Annotated in this window: 19 protein-coding genes and 1 pseudogene; 13 read left to right on the top strand and 7 right to left on the bottom strand. The window is 65.0% G+C overall.

What is annotated here, in order from left to right:
• Positions 1 to 405 precede the first annotated feature (405 nt).
• The gene (locus tag ORI27_RS27550; protein ID WP_266000316.1) at positions 406 to 852 is read left to right on the top strand and encodes a hypothetical protein; all 447 of its coding nucleotides are present in this window, start codon (positions 406 to 408) and stop codon (positions 850 to 852) included.
• A 92-nt stretch (positions 853 to 944) separates the two neighbouring features.
• Here the strand turns inward: ORI27_RS27550 and ORI27_RS27545 are convergent, their stop codons facing one another.
• Both ORI27_RS27545 and ORI27_RS27540 read right to left on the bottom strand, forming a co-directional pair.
• Entirely contained in the window at positions 945 to 1196 is a 252-nt protein-coding gene (locus ORI27_RS27545) for a hypothetical protein (protein ID WP_266000317.1), read from the bottom strand.
• Between the two features lie 233 nt (positions 1197 to 1429).
• Complete coding sequence (locus tag ORI27_RS27540; RefSeq protein WP_266000318.1) at positions 1430 to 1717, bottom strand: hypothetical protein; 288 nt, start codon at positions 1715 to 1717, stop codon at positions 1430 to 1432.
• Between the two features lie 240 nt (positions 1718 to 1957).
• Between ORI27_RS27540 and ORI27_RS27535 the strand changes: the two are divergent.
• The 6 genes and pseudogenes from ORI27_RS27535 to ORI27_RS27510 all read left to right on the top strand — a co-directional run.
• Positions 1958 to 2029, top strand: a pseudogene (locus tag ORI27_RS27535) (DUF2510 domain-containing protein); the annotation flags it as partial.
• A 42-nt stretch (positions 2030 to 2071) separates the two neighbouring features.
• The gene (locus tag ORI27_RS27530; RefSeq protein WP_266000337.1) at positions 2072 to 2332 is read left to right on the top strand and encodes a hypothetical protein; all 261 of its coding nucleotides are present in this window, start codon (positions 2072 to 2074) and stop codon (positions 2330 to 2332) included.
• Positions 2333 to 2456: 124 nt separating this feature from the next.
• Positions 2457 to 2915, top strand: coding sequence for a hypothetical protein (locus tag ORI27_RS27525; RefSeq protein WP_266000319.1), 459 nt, complete (start codon positions 2457 to 2459; stop codon positions 2913 to 2915).
• Positions 2894 to 3313, top strand: coding sequence for a DUF732 domain-containing protein (locus tag ORI27_RS27520; protein WP_266000320.1), 420 nt, complete (start codon positions 2894 to 2896; stop codon positions 3311 to 3313). Before ORI27_RS27525 ends, ORI27_RS27520 begins: the two co-directional genes overlap by 22 nt.
• Positions 3310 to 3627 (top strand): hypothetical protein, encoded by a 318-nt coding sequence (locus ORI27_RS27515; protein ID WP_266000321.1) that lies wholly within the window; start codon positions 3310 to 3312, stop codon positions 3625 to 3627. Before ORI27_RS27520 ends, ORI27_RS27515 begins: the two co-directional genes overlap by 4 nt.
• Before the next feature lie 668 nt (positions 3628 to 4295).
• Positions 4296 to 5453, top strand: a complete 1158-nt coding sequence (locus ORI27_RS27510) for a tyrosine-type recombinase/integrase (protein ID WP_266000322.1) — start codon at positions 4296 to 4298, stop codon at positions 5451 to 5453.
• Positions 5454 to 5969: 516 nt separating this feature from the next.
• Here ORI27_RS27510 and ORI27_RS27505 read toward each other — a convergent pair.
• On the bottom strand, positions 5970 to 6962 hold the full coding sequence (locus ORI27_RS27505) for a hypothetical protein (protein WP_266000323.1): 993 nt from the start codon (positions 6960 to 6962) through the stop codon (positions 5970 to 5972).
• A gap of 201 nt (positions 6963 to 7163) precedes the next feature.
• Between ORI27_RS27505 and ORI27_RS27500 the strand changes: the two genes are divergently transcribed.
• Both ORI27_RS27500 and ORI27_RS33065 read left to right on the top strand, forming a co-directional pair.
• Entirely contained in the window at positions 7164 to 7529 is a 366-nt protein-coding gene (locus ORI27_RS27500; protein ID WP_266000324.1) for a heme-binding protein, read from the top strand.
• 63 nt (positions 7530 to 7592) lie between these two features.
• Positions 7593 to 7814 (top strand): hypothetical protein, encoded by a 222-nt coding sequence (locus ORI27_RS33065; RefSeq protein WP_323055684.1) that lies wholly within the window; start codon positions 7593 to 7595, stop codon positions 7812 to 7814.
• A 263-nt stretch (positions 7815 to 8077) separates the two neighbouring features.
• On the opposite strand, the gene ORI27_RS27490 is transcribed toward ORI27_RS33065, so the two are convergent.
• Positions 8078 to 8875, bottom strand: a complete 798-nt coding sequence (locus ORI27_RS27490; RefSeq protein WP_266000326.1) for a nitrilase-related carbon-nitrogen hydrolase — start codon at positions 8873 to 8875, stop codon at positions 8078 to 8080.
• Positions 8876 to 8932: 57 nt separating this feature from the next.
• Here ORI27_RS27490 and speB point away from each other — a divergent pair, with 57 nt between their 5' ends.
• Positions 8933 to 9877 carry an agmatinase gene (speB, locus tag ORI27_RS27485; protein ID WP_266000327.1) on the top strand — a complete coding sequence of 315 codons (945 nt, stop codon included), beginning with the start codon at positions 8933 to 8935 and terminating at the stop codon, positions 9875 to 9877.
• 81 nt (positions 9878 to 9958) lie between these two features.
• Positions 9959 to 11209: an adenylate/guanylate cyclase domain-containing protein gene (locus ORI27_RS27480; protein WP_266000335.1), complete on the top strand. Its 1251-nt coding sequence runs from the start codon at positions 9959 to 9961 to the stop codon at positions 11207 to 11209.
• Here ORI27_RS27480 and ORI27_RS27475 read toward each other — a convergent pair.
• From ORI27_RS27475 to ORI27_RS27465, 3 genes are read right to left on the bottom strand one after another with little or no spacing between them, the layout of a single operon-like run.
• A complete protein-coding gene (locus ORI27_RS27475; RefSeq protein WP_266000336.1) occupies positions 11202 to 11954 on the bottom strand; it encodes an amino acid ABC transporter ATP-binding protein in 753 nt (250 codons plus the stop codon). The two genes, ORI27_RS27480 and ORI27_RS27475, sit on opposite strands and share 8 nt — an antisense overlap.
• Positions 11955 to 11965: 11 nt before the next feature.
• Positions 11966 to 12886 carry an amino acid ABC transporter permease gene (locus ORI27_RS27470; protein ID WP_266000328.1) on the bottom strand — a complete coding sequence of 307 codons (921 nt, stop codon included), beginning with the start codon at positions 12884 to 12886 and terminating at the stop codon, positions 11966 to 11968.
• A gap of 5 nt (positions 12887 to 12891) precedes the next feature.
• The gene (locus tag ORI27_RS27465) at positions 12892 to 13818 is read right to left on the bottom strand and encodes an ABC transporter substrate-binding protein (protein WP_266000329.1); all 927 of its coding nucleotides are present in this window, start codon (positions 13816 to 13818) and stop codon (positions 12892 to 12894) included.
• Positions 13819 to 13984: 166 nt separating this feature from the next.
• On the opposite strand from ORI27_RS27465, the gene ORI27_RS27460 reads away from it, so the two are divergent.
• Positions 13985 to 14308: a hypothetical protein gene (locus ORI27_RS27460; RefSeq protein WP_266000330.1), complete on the top strand. Its 324-nt coding sequence runs from the start codon at positions 13985 to 13987 to the stop codon at positions 14306 to 14308.
• Positions 14309 to 14377: 69 nt separating this feature from the next.
• Entirely contained in the window at positions 14378 to 14953 is a 576-nt protein-coding gene (locus ORI27_RS27455) for an HdeD family acid-resistance protein (protein ID WP_266000331.1), read from the top strand.
• Positions 14954 to 15069 lie beyond the last annotated feature (116 nt).

Raw genomic sequence — 15069 nt, 5'->3', positions numbered from 1 at the left:
GGCGGGTCCGCGCTATGTGCCGCCGCCCCGACACCGGCTGGGGAAGAGGGGGTTCCGTCCGTGAGGTCATTGGCCGAGGTTGATCCCGCAGAGCGGTTGTCGTTCATCGCAGGTGCGATGGAACAGTCCACCCGGGTCAGATACTCGGGGGTTGCGACGCTGACGGGCCCAGCCCTGACAGCGTCTGTTGCGCCGGCGCCCGCCGCAGCGGTATCGAAGGGTCGCGTTTCAGATGCGACCCTTTCGGTCAAGCCGGCGCCCCAGCCGCAGCCGAGTACCGAGTTGTCCAAGGACGACATCGCTTGGGCGGGTTTGTGTTTGCATGAAGCGGGTCACGCGGTCGGTGGAGTGCTTTTCTCCGGTGAGCTCCGTTCGGTGGCGGTGGTGAACACGAAGGTGTTGGGCATGCGTGGGGTGACGAACTTCGGTCCGGAGTTGATGACGACCTTCGATGCCTCGGTCGCGTTGGCGGGACCGTGGGCTGAGGCGCGTTGGCGTGCTGGCCGCCGACCCGCTAATCACGAGGTTCTGGCTGTCCTTAACCAGGGGTGCGGGCACAGGGGCGTTTCGGGGGCGTACAAGCGGGCCACCGCGAGTGACGCCGCGCTCGTGGCTGCCGCCGGCGGTGTGGACGCGGTGTCCTCGGGCTTGGGCGGGCTGCTGGAGCAGTGCTGGCCGGCGATCGTCGCGGTGGCTCAAAAGTTGGTACGGACCGGGGAGGCCGTCCACGAGGACGTCACTGCGGCACTGGGCCTGTCGGTGGATCGGTCGCGGCATCCGTTCGAGCTGGCCAACATTCGTGCCGACCTGCGCACCGTCCGAACACCCGGCTCTGCTGAGACGGTGTCGTGAGCGCCGGGCAGCCGGACGGCATCCTCCGGATCCCGCGGGATGCGCAGCTGCCGCCTCCGGGTTTCACCCGCGCCGAGATCGACGAAGCTGAGCTAGCTTTCGAGACGGTCTTCCAACGCCGCCACCCTCTCATCAAGCTCTTGCACCACTTCGATCAGCCATGCAAGTTTCTCCGCCAGCTCAACGTGGCCAAGAACGGTCAGGTGCAGGAACCGGAGCGCCAGCTCGCGGTCGATCTGAACGTCGATCTTGTCAGGTCCGATGACGTAGTCGGCGACCATGTTTCTGAGCATCGAGCTGACGTGCCAGTCATCGGGGATACGTCGGTCCTGAGGCTTGGGCATCACAGTCTCCTTGCGTTGCACGGGCTGGTAACCCGTCATGTGCCGGGCGCGTTCCGTGCCGCGTCCCGAAGGTTGCAGCGTAGGAGGTGGGTTCGGCGTGCCGCGTCCGGTGCGCGGCCGTCGGACACCACCGAAGGCGGTGCCCTGTGAGCGCGCAGGCGGTCCTTATGGACTGGCTGCAGGAGCAGGCTGGACAACCACCGGTCTCGCACCTCTACGGTGACGCCTTCGACCTAGAGAATGAACTCGCGGAGGATCGCGATCCTCCCCTCGTCAGGGACGCCCTGGCGGCCGGCTGCCCGTTCGATCTTGCTCTCCAGATACACGATGTTGCTCAGCAACGTCAGCACGAGCGCATCATCGCCGCGCACCGCTCCCACGGGCTGTTGTGCCTGTTCCTCTTGCGCGAACTGGGCGCAGGTCAGGACGTGATTGGTCGAGCCGCGGCTGACCTTCATCGTCTCAGGTATCTGCCCTTGGAGGGCGAGGACGGCGTTGCGCAGGTCACCACGAGTGGCCATGTTGCTTCTCCTTCTCTTGGTCTGGACAACGGGAGTGTAGGAGAGCGGCCCGGGTCGGTTTTCCCCTGATCGCCGGCCCGGGCCACCCCCACGGTGGTGCGCGTGAGGTCACCGCATTGCGGCATCCGGACCTAGCCGCGAGCTGGCCCCTGCCTCGCCCTTGGCGTCCCCCAGTAACGCCCTCTCAAGCGGGGGACGAGGGCGTATTCTCCCTGTTCACAGGTATTTGACAGGGGGGTTATGTTGCAACCGTCGGCGTCACCAGGGTGGTATCCAGATCCGGCCGGTGCGCCTGGGCAGCGCTACTTTGACGGCGCCACATGGACTCCCCACTTCGCCGCCGCGCCCGCACGCATGTCCGATTCCGACCGCAGTGCGGTCCTCAACGCCGCCGTCGCCTACGAGGTGACCACCTACCGATGCCGGGTCGAATCGCAGACACCGTTTCAGGCGGTGCTGGTGTACGGGAATGACCCGAATCATGTTGTGTGGGCGCTGCTGAGTATCTTCACCTGCGGCCTGCTGGTGATCGGGTGGATCATCGCGGCGGCGACGCAGCGGGAGACCCGCAGGACACTTTCGGTGGACCCGTACGGGCAGGTGATCCGGCTGTGATCATCCGCGTCGCCGCGGTCAGGGATCAGCGACTGCCTGTCCGCGATAGGCGCAGGATCTTGCTGCGCGTCTACTGACGGCGGCGTAACCTCTGTTCACAGGAAACTGGCAGGGGAGGCCGCTGGTGGGGGACGCCGTCAAGGCCGCGCGGGCGGCGATGATCATCTACGGCACCATCGCCGCCATGTGCGTTGGTTGCATCCCGGCTCCAGGCGGCAGCCGCGCCACCGTCACAGTCACCAAGACCAGCATCTACACACCGCCGGCATCCGCGCCCATCACCGGAAGCGACAGCGGCGGATGGTCGCCAGGCAGTACGTCGCAGACATCTGCCGGGCCCGCGACGTCGATCGTCAGTGACGGCACCTATGTTGTCGGCGTCGACATCGCCCCCGGAATCTACCGGTCAGCCGGCAGCAACCAGCCCGGCTACGACTGCTATTGGAAACGCCTCGCGAGTTTCGACAGCAGCGACATCATCGACAACGAAGGCAGTGAAGGCCCGCAGGTCGTCGAGATCATGGCGTCGGACAAGGCGTTCTCGACGGCGCGGTGCAAGCCGTGGATTCGGGCGAACGGATGAAGCGGGTAGGGCTGGCAGGGGCCGCGGCGCTCGCCGCTGCTGCGGGTTTGGCCGCTCCGACCGCGGCGCTCCCAAGCCCTAGCCCAGAGCCGCCGCGTATTCCGTTCTCCGCCGACACCAAGGTCGCGCACACCATGAGCCCACCGGCGCCACCTGCGCCGACACTGGTGCTCACTGATTTCGACCGCTACTTCCTCGCGAAGATGCAGTCGGAAGGTTGGGTCATCACCGATGTGGCGGCGTTCGTGAATAACGCACGCACGGTCTGCGTGATGTTCCGCGCTGGAGCAGACCCGACCTACGTCAACAACCAGCTGGTCATGAATGCCGGATTGAGCATGAGCGACGCCCTGATGTTCTCGTCAGGAGCGATGTTGACCTACCCGGACTGCCCATGACGCCACGGATGATTTCCGCTCTCGCGGTGATAACCAGCGCAGCGCTGATGCTGGCCGCCCCTGCCGGCGCTGCGCCCGCGACGTTCGACCCGCACACCCCGAACTTGATGGCCGGCTGGTGCCCGGGCGGCGGCACTGGCTACACCACCGCGATGGTCGGCTGGTGTGACGGAATCCCTTACGACGACGGCACGAAATGGCACTACGACGTCAGCTACGGCGGCTTCAAACTGTGGTGCGTCATCGACAACGGCAACACCATCTTCCCGCCCAAAGCTCCCCCAGGCGGCTGCGGCGGGAGTTGGCCTGGCTGACCGGGGGTGTTAGGTATCGTTGCGTAGTTCCGTTTCCACGGCGTCACGATTCATCCCATGTGCCACAAGGCAATTCGACGAGTCAGCAAGCACGCAGACGGACCGTACGTGAAGTACCACCGGGCTGCTTTCGTCGAAGAGTCCTACCGCCTGCGGTTGGGCGTCGCCGCGTCCCAATCGATGAACACGTCGTCAGTGACCTCATGCATGGCAGCGAGGTTGTCGAGCAGGGCTTGCGCGTAGCGCTGGTTCGGTACGTAATTTCCGGGATCGTCAAGTTGTTGAGAAGATCGCCTGTACGCGGCGATCGTCGGTCACCGCCGTGTAGCGGGCGGTGGTCTCAAGTCGCGCGTGACGCATGGCTCCTGACTGTCGAACGGGTCAAGCCGGTCGAATTTCCATCATTCCACGTATGCATGGCGTGACCTACGCGCGGAGCGCGTGAATTATGGTGTGGTCATTGCGATCTCGCTTCCTATGCTATTAACTCTCGGGGCATGGAGGCCGTTGTTGATTCGATAGACGCCAACACCGTCACTGTGGGCGCCGTACCGCATCTAACACTCGTCCCCGCACCTCGGGGCACCTCAGACAACCGAGTCCGGAGCATCAGACACAGGGCAAAACGGCTCGGACTGCACACAAGGAAGAGCGCCGACTGCGTCACCGTGACCGACAGCGCGGGCACCGTCATTGTTGCCGGCTCTCTCGATGAGGTCGCGAACTGGTTTGATCGGCGCGATGCAGCGTCGAATCCGATAGTGCCAGGCGCGTTTTCGGAGCTTGCGGCGAACTACACGGTCCGGTGCGAGAGCACGACTCAGTCCGGTCGTCAGTGCAGCCGGTTGGCGGGATCGCGCCTCGATGCGCCCGGCCGCACTGAGGCGATGTGCGGCATGCACAGGAATGCTTGGGTGCGCGATCCCGAGCGCGCCGCGCGCAAGTCCCCTCCTCCCGAGCGTAAAGCGATGACACCCACTATTCCGGGCGCCTACTACGGCACCGGCGTGTCCCATCTCGATGAGCACTGCCGGTGGATGATGCGCGCCGGCCGGGCACCACGCACTGTGAAGGTGCGGCGGATGTATATGCAGTACCTTGCCGAGTACCTCGGCCGCGATCCAGTCGATGTCACACAGTTCGAGCTAGAGGACTGGCAAGACGGCCTGCCGGTTGAGCGGCTGCGGTTCGCCACCGCGATGGTGCGCCCCTACTACGGCTACTTGCACAAGCGGGGGATACGGGCCGACAATCCAGCGGCGTTGCTGGTCACCCCCAAGCAGAAACGCGGCCTGCCCCGCCCTATCGAGTTCTATGCGCTAGAGCGGGCCATCCGCAATGCGCCAAGCCCACGGCTGCAGGCGTGGCTTATCCTGGCCGCCTACGCCGGACTACGTGCCAAAGAGATCGCCCACCTGGAAATGGACTGCTTCGAGGAGATGCCCGACGGTGGCGTGTTCATCAGGCTGACGAGGACCAAGGGTGAGTACGAACGAATCTCTGCGCTCCCCGCATGGGCATGGCTGCTGATCCGGCCGGCGCTCGCCCCTTCGGGGGCCTGTTTCCGACGCGAACGGGGGGTCGGCCCGGTCACGCCACAACAGGTGTCGCAGCTAGCGAACGTCTGGCTGCATAAGAGCGGCACGCGTTCAACCCTGCACACGCTGCGGCATTGGGCCGGATCGTCGGGTATCGAGGTTGAGGACCTTCGGGTGGTGCAGGAATTCCTCGGGCACGCTGACCCGTCGACCACGGCGATCTACACCGCGGTTCAGCAGCGGCGCATTGCCGACATGGTGAACCGATTCCCGCGACCCGACGTCTGACCGGTCGAACATGCGGCCGATTGGCTACGTTTTGGCTGCATACCTGATTAATGAGCGGTAATCAGCGTTAATCCCGCATAACTTCAAAATCGCAGGCAGGAGCCCTGCAGCGTACGAACGCTAAGGTAGAGCCGTCTCGGTTTTTGAGTTCGAATCTCACCGAGGGCACTCTCTTTGTTTGACAGCACCGGAGCAGGCCAGGGCCTTGAATTGGCCTCTGCCTGCGCAATCACGAATAGCGCAGCGGGTTGGCGTCGTACCTGTCGAGGCACACCTGCGAGCAGAAGTAGAGCGCCCGCCCGGTCGCATGAGGGGGAGGTAGCGACCAGGCGGGCCTTTGACCCCTGGGGCGTTGCGATATGTGGATCGACAGTTGCCTTCGTGGGTCCTAGCAAAGATCTAATCACACTAATTGCGCACTCAACAACAGTTTGTCCAACAATTTTTCCATCATGGGCAAATTTCCGATTCTTGGCCACAGGAACCAGCTCAGCCCACGGACCGGTCGCGGCGGGCTTACTGTCTCTTGCTGCTTCCGGTGCCGCGGCCGGCGGCCGCATGGGAAGCCGCCTTCTTGGCGGTATCGCCGGAGCCGCTCGCGCTCGCCGAGTGCACGGTGGAGGCCGCGACCGTGGACGCGGGAGCTGCGGGCTCGCCGGTGCCGGCAGCCGAATTCTTGCGGGCGGAGTGCGCGGTGCTGTTGGGTGCGCGGAGCGCCGCGGCCGTAACGGTTTGACCGGGGTCGATCGCGGCGGCGGTATTGGGGACGCGGATTCCGTTGATGTTGATACCCGGGTTCTGCTTGGTCACGGTCTGCCCGGTCCCCCCGATCGTCCCCGCGAGGGACAGCGGACCCCCGCCCGCGTTCACGTCGTTACCGCTGCCGAAGACATTGAACGCCTGGTTCAGTTCGCCGGATATCGCTCTGACCGAGTTGTTGGCACCACCGAGGTTGATCGCGGAATTGAGGGTGCCAACCGCGACCACGCTGTTGAGCATCCCCCCGGTCGCGTCCCCGAAGAGGTTGACGGCGATATTGCCGATGCCGCCAGCGGCAACGGAGTTGCCGAAAGCCGTTGTTGTTCCGGGTGATACGTTGAGGGCAAGATTGATACCGAGATGGCCGAAGTTGGGCGACCCGCTCGTTTCGACGATCCCGTTCGGGCCTAGTTGGGTGGCGATTCCGACGATCCCCTGCGCAAACGCACTCGCTTCATCACCAACCGCCGTCGCGAAGGTGAAGGCACTGTCGGTACCCGTCGTGGCGTAGCTGGACGTGCCGACCGACAATGCGGTGGAGAACCACCCGAACGCCTTGGCCTGGGCGCCGGCGCCGATCGCGACCGCGACGCTGAGCGGGCCGCTCGTGCAGTCGGCGCTATTGCCGAAACCAAAGAGTGATGCACAGGTCGCGTTGGCGGTCGGTGCCGATCCCAATCCCGCCGTGGCGATTGCACCGACTGCCACCACAGAGGTGAGCTTCTTGGTAGTTGCTGTGTGTTGACCCATGATTGTCTCCCTACCACCTGTGCGACAGCTGGGAGTGCTACCAGGAGAAAACGACGGGGCCTGAACCGTCTGTGTCCACAATTGCCAGTTCACACAGCACTTTGAACATCGAGTTGGCGGCTCACCAAAGATGACATGGAAGCCCCCGCAGCCCGTACAGTGTGGATGCGATTTTCACCGGGATCGAAGAGCGGAGTGGTCATGAACATCACGTGTTCTGTGCGTCGCGCGGCGGCAGTCAGTCTGGCCGCAGGCGCTCTTCTTGTCGGCGTGGCCGGGCCCGCTTCCGCGGATCCGCCACCGAACTGCACATCGGCCGACCTGGCCGGCATCATGTCCGGGGTCGGTTTCTCGCTGTCGGGCTATCTATTCACCCACCCGGACGTCAACGCTTTCTTCACCAGCCTCAAGGGCTTGCCGAAGGAGGAGATGAGGGCGAAGGTTCAGGATTACTTCGCGGCTAACCCGCAGGTGCATGACGAGATCAGGGCGATCCGCCAGCCCACCACCGATTTCCGCAACCGGTGCGACGTCTCGGCTCCGCCCGGAATCGGCGCGCAGCCCTGACGCACAGCGCGCCCCGACTGTGAACAGTCGGGGCGCGCCGAGTGCGGTCAGCGAATGCAGTCGTTGCCGACAACTTCCTTGCAGACCGGCCCCGGCGGTGCCGGGTTGATCGTGGGCGAGAACGAGTTGTTGCCACCCGGCGCCACTGCCTTCTCGGTGGGCGACGGAACGACCGCCGACGACGGAGTGGTCGTCGTCGAGGGCGCTTCCTTCTCACTCGAGCTGCAGGCGGTCAGGGCCCCCATCCCAACGATCGCGGCCCCGCCAGCAAAGAGTGCAATCTGACGAGTCAAGCGACCAGAACTCATATCATTTCCTATCTGTGCGTGCCGAATGGTCCGATCGTCCTCGTTTGCTGGCTCGGCTGGTTTACCAGCGGCCCCGAAAGGCTGAACAATCACTGTGAGTAATTACCATGCAATTTGCAGCGATTGTACGGCAAAATCCGCCGCGATGGGCATTAGCCGCTGAAGACTAGTGCAACGTGGCCGATCGTCACTGCCCTTCGCCGCGATGCGATCACTCAGGCAAACCTTCGTACGTGCGCTTCAGTACAGGTCCACTCGCCGGTCGGCGAGTAGATCGACGTACTCGGTCAGGGTCTTGTCATGCGTGGCCGCCAGATCGACGTCGGCGACCGCCAGACCAGGGCCCGCACCGACCTCGGCGACCACCCAGCCATCCGGATCGACGATCACGCTCCCCTCGGTCCACGGCTGTCCTCGCTCGACCCCGGCGCGGTCGCATACGGCGATGACGACCCGGTTCAGCCGGGCCGTCGACATCGTCGTGATCACCTCGCCCGGCCGTTCACCCGCCGGCCGCGGGAACAGCGGCCAGTTGACCGGCGCCGCGATCAGCTCAGCGCCGTCGACCGCCACCCGCCTGGTCACCTCGCCGAACTCGAGGTCGTAACAGACCATCACCGCGATGGCCCCATGGCGAGTCGGCAGCACCGACGGCAGTTCGGCACCCGGGGCGAAGATGAGCTTTTCCCGATCCCACAGATGCGTTTTGCGGTAGGTGGCGATCACCCCGTCCCGGTCCAGCGCCACCGCGCTGTTGTAGAGCAGGCCGTCGTCGCCGAGCTCGCAGAATCCGCCGACGACCACCGCCGGGCCGGCAGCCGACCGCCACACGTCGAACGCCGGATCGCAGGCTCGCAACGCCGCCGAGCGCGCCTCGTCGGGATCGGCGAGCATATAGCCGGAGGTGGCCAGTTCGGGCAGCACCACGACGTCGGCCCCCTGGGCGACGGCGTCGGCGACGGCGTTCGCCGACAGCTCGAGGTTGGTAGCCACCGCCCCGATCATGGGATCGATCTGGGCACACGCGATGCGGGTCACTGTTGCAGGCTAACCTCGCCCCGAAGACCTGGCAGGGCTCGGCAGAGGGAGGAAAACATGACTTCCGACATCGTCGGACCCGTCGACGCGACCAAATACCCGCGCTATACCGAACCCTCGACGTTCGCCCGGGTTCCGCGGATCACCGAGGTGCCCGGGGCCGACGTCCGCATCGTCGGGGTGCCGTTCGACAGCGGCGTGTCCTACCGGCCCGGAGCCCGGTTCGGGCCGTCGCACGTGCGTGCGGCCTCCAAGCTGCTGCGACCGTTCAACCCCGCGCTCGGCGTCGAGCCGTTCAGCACCCAGCAGGTCGCCGACTGCGGCGACATCGCGGTCAACCCGTTCAACATCGACGAGGCGATCACCACGATCGACACCGCGATGACCGACCTGCGCAAGGACGGCTCGACCGTCCTGACGATCGGCGGAGATCACACCATCGCGCTGCCGATCCTCCGCTCGCTGGCACGCGACCACGGGAGGGTGGCCGTCCTGCACTTCGATGCCCACCTGGATACCTGGGATACCTACTTCGGGGCGCCCTACACACACGGCACGCCGTTCCGGCGGGCCAGCGAGGAGGGGCTCATCGACATGGAGCGTTCGCTGCACATGGGTATCCGCGGCCCGCTGTACAGCAAGACCGACCTGGAGCAGGACTCCGTGCTCGGCTTTCAGGTGATCCGCTCCGATGACTACGAATTCGACGGTGTCGCAAGCATTGTCGAACGGATGCGCAAGCGCCTCGACGGCGGCCCGGTCTATGTTTCGATCGACATCGACGTGCTCGATCCCGCCCACGCACCCGGCACCGGGACACCCGAGGCCGGCGGACTGACATCGCGCGAACTGCTCAACACGCTGCGCGGACTGGTGGGCCTCGACGTGGTCGGCGCCGACATCGTCGAGGTGGCCCCGGCCTATGATCACGCGGAGATGACCGGGATCGCAGCAGCTCACGTCGGCTTCGAACTTCTCTCGGTGCTGGCGGCCAACCGATAGGCTTCCGTCGTGGGCACCGTGCGGAAATGCGCTGGTTCGGTGCAGTTAGACGGGCCGACCCAGCGCTCGGACTGCGAGCGCATGCAGCGCAGCGCCCCGGCGCGCAACCAGCACTGGGCCGAAAGCATCGACCGGCGTCAGCGGGTGCTCAACATCGCGACGTGGCTGGCCGCGGTCGTCACGTCCGTGGTGGGGGTTCTGCAGCTGGTCACCGGCGACGGACTGCGAGCGATCGGGGCGGTCAACCTGGTCACCGCGGCCATTTTCGTGGGGATCCCGCTGCTGCACCGTTTCGGCGAGATCATCGCCGCGCTGACCTTCGTGTTTTTCGCGTTTCTGTCGCTGACGATCGTCGGCTGGCAGGTCGGTACCGACTCCGGGATCCAGTTCTACTACCTGGTCTCGGCGTCGCTGGCGGTGCTGGTGCTCGGCGTCGAACACATCGTGATGGCCTCGACGGTGGTCGTGATCGGCGCCGGGCTGACCATCGCCTCACAGTTCCTGGTCCCCGGCGACACCGGGATCCAGCCGCGGTGGCTGGTCAACGCGGGCTTCGTCATCACGACGGTTTCCGCGTGCGTGATGATCTTCGCGACCGTCTGGTACGCCATGCGCGAAGTGTCGCGCGCCGAGGCCGCCATGGAGGTCGAGTACAAACGCTCCGAGGCGTTGCTGGCCAATATCCTGCCGGCCAGCATCGCCGCCCGCCTCAAGGACCCGGGCCGCGGCGTGATCGCCGACCGCTACGACGACGCCTCGATCCTGTTCGCCGATATCGCCGGCTTCACCGAGCGGGCCAGTCAGATTCCGCCCGCGGAATTGGTGCGGTTCCTGGACCGGCTGTACACCACGTTCGACCGGCTGGTCGACAAACACGGCCTCGAGAAGATCAAGACCACCGGTGACTCCTACATGGTGGTCAGCGGCGTCCCCCAGCCCAGGGCCGACCATGTCCAGGCCCTGGCCACCCTGGCCCTGGACATGGCCAAGGCGGTACGGGACCTGCGCGACCCGAACGGACAACCGGTGCCCCTGCGCATTGGCATGGCCGCCGGCCCGGTGGTGGCCGGCGTGGTCGGGGCGCGACGGTTCTTCTACGACGTGTGGGGCGACGCGGTCAACGTCGCCTCCCGGATGGAGACCACCGACCCCGAGGGACGTATCCAGGTGCCCCAGGACGTCTATGAGCGGCTCCGAAATCAGTTCGTTCTCGAAGAGCGCGGCGACGTCGACGTCAAAGGCAAGGGCCTCATGCGCACCTGGTATCTGGTCGACCGCCGGGCTCTGCCCACCGCGGGCGATCGACCCGTCGAACAGGCCAGCGCTACATAACTTTCGACAGGAACGCCTTGGTGCGGTCATGCTGCGGGTTGCTCAGCACCTCCCGGGGCTGACCGCTTTCGACGATCACCCCGCCGTCCATGAACACCAACTGGTCGGCGACCTCGCGGGCGAAGCCCATCTCGTGGGTCACCACCACCATCGTCATGCCCTCGCTCGCGAGCTTCTTCATGACGCCCAGCACCTCGCCGACGAGCTCGGGGTCCAGCGCCGAGGTGGGCTCATCGAACAGCATCAGCTTGGGATCCATCGCCAGGGCGCGGGCGATGGCGACCCGCTGTTGCTGCCCGCCGGACAGTTGGGCCGGGTAGGCGTCAGCCTTGTCGGACAGTCCGACCTGGCTGAGTAGGTCACGGGCCCGCTCGAGGGCGGCGGATTTCTTGACCCGTTTGACGTTCACCGGCGCTTCGATGATGTTGGCCAGCGCGGTGCGGTGCGGAAAGAGGTTGAAGTGCTGGAAAACCATGCCGATGTCACGGCGTTGTTTGGCGGCGTCCCGTGGACTCATCTCGTGCAGCTTGCCACCCCGTTCGCGGTAGCCGATCAGGTCCCCGTCGACGTAAAGCCTTCCGGCACTGACATTCTCGAGGTGATTGATGCACCGCAGGAAGGTCGACTTGCCCGAGCCCGACGGGCCGACAAGCACCAGCACTTGCCCGCGGTCCACCGACAGCGTGACACCCTTCAGCACCGACAGCGCCCCGAAGTCCTTGCACACCTGTTCGGCACGCACCATGGGTTCGGCGGTCATACGTGTCCTGTCTCCGTACTGGTCTGCGCCTTCGCCAGCGCTTCGAGCTGCTTGGAGGTCAGCTGCCGGGAGATGCCCCGGGAGAAGTACTTCTCCAGGTAGTACTGCCCCACCATCAGCACGCTGGTCACCACCAGATACCAGGTCGCGGCCACCATCAGCAGCGGGACCGGCTCGAAGATCCGCGCGGCGATCTCCCGGGAAGCGATGCTGTAGAGGTCATACGAGTAGGGCACGGCGGTCACCAGCGACGTGGTCTTCAGCATGCTGATGACCTCATTGCCGGTCGGCGGGATGATGACCCGCATCGCCTGCGGAAGAACCGTGCGGCGCATCGTCATTCCCCAGGACATGCCCAGCGCCGTCGACGCCTCCGACTGACCCTCGGGCACCGAAGTGATGCCGGCCCGGATGATCTCGGCCATGTAGGCTGCTTCGTTCAAGCCCAGTCCGACTACTGCCAGCAGGAACGGAATCGACAGGCTCTGCAGGTCGAGATGAAAGAACGACGGGCCGAACGGGATGCCGAGCTGGATGTTCTGGTAGATGGTCGGGATCAGCCCCCAGAACACCAGCTGGACGTACACGGGTGTGCCACGGAAGATCCACAGGAAAACCCATGCCACCGAACCGAATACCGGGTTGGGCGACAGGCGCATGACCGACAGCACCACGCCCAGCACGATGCCGAGCACCATCGCGTACACCGTCAGCTGCAGCGTGTTGACCACGCCGAGCAGGATCCGGTCGTTGAACAGGTACTCGCCGTAGGTGGACCAGCCGTAGGCCGGGTTGGTGGCCGCACCGTAGATGAACAGCGCGACCAGGATGATGATGACGGCCGCCCCCACCCACCGCCAGGGATGACGAAGTGGTATCGCGTTGATGGCAGGTGGGGCCGACTCGTCGACGGTCATATCGGTTAGCTGGTCCCACCGTTGATGGTCGGCTTGGTGATCATGCCGGCCTCGACGCCCCAGTTGCCGGCGATGGTCTTGTAGTCACCGGTCTCGATGAGGTGCTCCAGCGCCTTCTGCAGTGACTGCGCCAGCGGCGAGCCCTTGGCGACCGGCCAGCCGTAGGGAGCCGAGTCGAAGATCTCGCCGGCGGCTTCCAGCTTGCCGTTGCTCTGCTTGATCGCGTACGCGGTCACCGGTGAGTCCGCGGACATGGCGTCGGCCTGACCGAGCACCACGGCGTTGGTGGCGGCGTCCTGTCCGTCGAACTTCAGGATCTCGATCGCGGGTTTGCCGGCGTCGGTGCACGCCTTGCTCTTGGCGGGCAGCTCGTCGGTCTCCTCGGTTGTGGTCGCCTGCACGGCCACCTTCTTGCCGCACGCATCGTTGGGGTCGATCGGCGATCCGGGCCGCTGCGCCCACAGGATGCCGGCCGAGAAGTAGTCGACGAAGTCCACCGACTGCTGGCGCTCCTTGGTGTCGGTGAACGAGGACATGCCGACGTTGAAGGTGCCCTGCTGGATCGACGGGATGATCTTGGCGAAATCGGCTTCGCGGTAATCGGCGGTCAGCCCGAGCGTCGAGGCGATGGCGTTCATCAGGTCCACGTCGAAACCGACGATCTTTCCGCTGGGATCCTTGAATTCGTTAGGCGCATAAGGGATATTCACGCCGACGATCAATTTGCCCGAGTTCTTGATGTCATCGGGGACGGTGGCCGCGATTTCGTCGACCTTCTCGGCCTTGGCCGCGGTGGTCTCGGTCGACGGGCCCGCGCCGGAGTCGGACTTGCTGCTGCAGCCCGACAGCGCCAGGGCGCCTGCCACGGCGATCACTCCGGCGGCGCGCCACCAGTGGCGCGTCCCGCGACGGTCTTGACATCCAGTGAGCACGGTTGCCTCTTTCTCTCGACTGCATCCGGGCTGTAACGCCCGAAACTAATGGCCTGGTTCAGGTTTTGTACTGCCGGTAACGGAACAGTAGTGGAGGTGTAACCATCTGGCAGCAGAACCACAGGTGCGCCCGGCTTGCGGGCACGCCCGGCTAGGGTGGCCCGCCGTGCCCGATCTGAATCGAATCCACTTCACCCTGATGGACGGCCCGACAGCCGCGACCCTGGCGCAGGTGCTGCCGGTGCTGCTGCTGAGCCTGATGGTCGAGGTGCGCCGCACCCAGTTGCATCGGTCGAGGGCACCGCTGGCCATTGGGCTGTTCTTTTTGTTCTTCGCTCTGGTCGAGACCGTCATGGTGCTGTCCATCGACGGGACCGTGTATCCGTTCCGGTGGTCCGATCTGATGGCCGCCCTGCTGATCTTCGGGCTGATGACCCTGCTGTTCCGGCTCTCGGTGGCCGACAACCGAGATGACGCCGAGGACCTCTAACCTCGAATTCACCTGCGGTGAACTGCCCAAATACCGCAACTCGCCAGCACGCTGTGAAACACTTCGAGCATGACAACTACCTCTACCCCGCCGCTGCTGCCGCACCTGTGGAAGTCCGTGCTGCTGTCGGGGATTCTGTCGCTCGTCCTGGGCATCCTGGTACTCGTCTGGCCGGGGATCTCGATCCTCGTCGCCGCGATCTTCTTCGGCGCCTACCTTCTGGTGACGGGTATCTCGCAGGTCTTCCACGCCTTCACCCTGCACGTGTCGGCCGGCGGGCGGGTGATGCTGTTCATCAGCGGCGCCGCCGCGCTCATCCTGGCGGTGCTGTGCTTCCGCAGTATCCAGAACTCCATTCTGCTGCTTGCCATCTGGATCGGCATCGGCTTCATCTTCCGTGGCGTCGCAACGGCGGTCTCGGCGATCAGTGACCCGGACACCCCCGGCCGCGGCTGGGAGATCTTCGTCGGTGTCATCAGTCTCATCGCCGGCATCGTGGTGCTGGCATCGCCGTTCCCGTCGCTGGCCACGCTGACCCTCGTGGTGGGCATCTGGCTGGTCGTGATCGGCGTCTTCGAGATCGTGTCCTCCTTCGGGATCCGCAAGGCCGGCAAGAACCTCGCCGAACGGATCGGAGCCGCTTAGTCCCCCCTAGGAGGCCGCTGAATAATCGGCGTGTCTCCTCGGTGTAGCGGCTTGAGCTGGGAAAATGGATTCATGCAAGGCATGGAGCGGCCGGATCGGGAACTGTTGGACGCCCG

It is taken from the genome of Mycobacterium pinniadriaticum (assembly GCF_026242045.1).
Lineage (GTDB): Bacteria > Actinomycetota > Actinomycetes > Mycobacteriales > Mycobacteriaceae > Mycobacterium > Mycobacterium pinniadriaticum.
The sequence above is the reverse complement of the archived record's forward strand: the minus strand, read 5'-3'. Positions and strand labels throughout refer to the sequence as shown.

Excerpts from the sequence above, each read along its gene's own strand:
- ORI27_RS27480 (WP_266000335.1), top strand. The coding sequence starts at position 9,959 with ATGCAGCGCAGCGCCCCGGCGCGCAACCAGCACTGGGCCGAAAGCATC.
- ORI27_RS27545 (WP_266000317.1), bottom strand. The coding sequence starts at position 1,196 with ATGCCCAAGCCTCAGGACCGACGTATCCCCGATGACTGGCACGTCAGC.
- ORI27_RS27500 (WP_266000324.1), top strand. The coding sequence starts at position 7,164 with ATGAACATCACGTGTTCTGTGCGTCGCGCGGCGGCAGTCAGTCTGGCC.
- ORI27_RS27530 (WP_266000337.1), top strand. The coding sequence starts at position 2,072 with ATGTCCGATTCCGACCGCAGTGCGGTCCTCAACGCCGCCGTCGCCTAC.
- ORI27_RS27550 (WP_266000316.1), top strand. The coding sequence starts at position 406 with ATGCGTGGGGTGACGAACTTCGGTCCGGAGTTGATGACGACCTTCGAT.
- ORI27_RS27455 (WP_266000331.1), top strand. The coding sequence starts at position 14,378 with ATGACAACTACCTCTACCCCGCCGCTGCTGCCGCACCTGTGGAAGTCC.
- ORI27_RS27505 (WP_266000323.1), bottom strand. The coding sequence starts at position 6,962 with ATGGGTCAACACACAGCAACTACCAAGAAGCTCACCTCTGTGGTGGCA.
- ORI27_RS27470 (WP_266000328.1), bottom strand. The coding sequence starts at position 12,886 with ATGACCGTCGACGAGTCGGCCCCACCTGCCATCAACGCGATACCACTT.
- ORI27_RS27475 (WP_266000336.1), bottom strand. The coding sequence starts at position 11,954 with ATGGTGCGTGCCGAACAGGTGTGCAAGGACTTCGGGGCGCTGTCGGTG.
- ORI27_RS27540 (WP_266000318.1), bottom strand. The coding sequence starts at position 1,717 with ATGGCCACTCGTGGTGACCTGCGCAACGCCGTCCTCGCCCTCCAAGGG.
- speB (WP_266000327.1), top strand. The coding sequence starts at position 8,933 with ATGACTTCCGACATCGTCGGACCCGTCGACGCGACCAAATACCCGCGC.
- ORI27_RS27515 (WP_266000321.1), top strand. The coding sequence starts at position 3,310 with ATGACGCCACGGATGATTTCCGCTCTCGCGGTGATAACCAGCGCAGCG.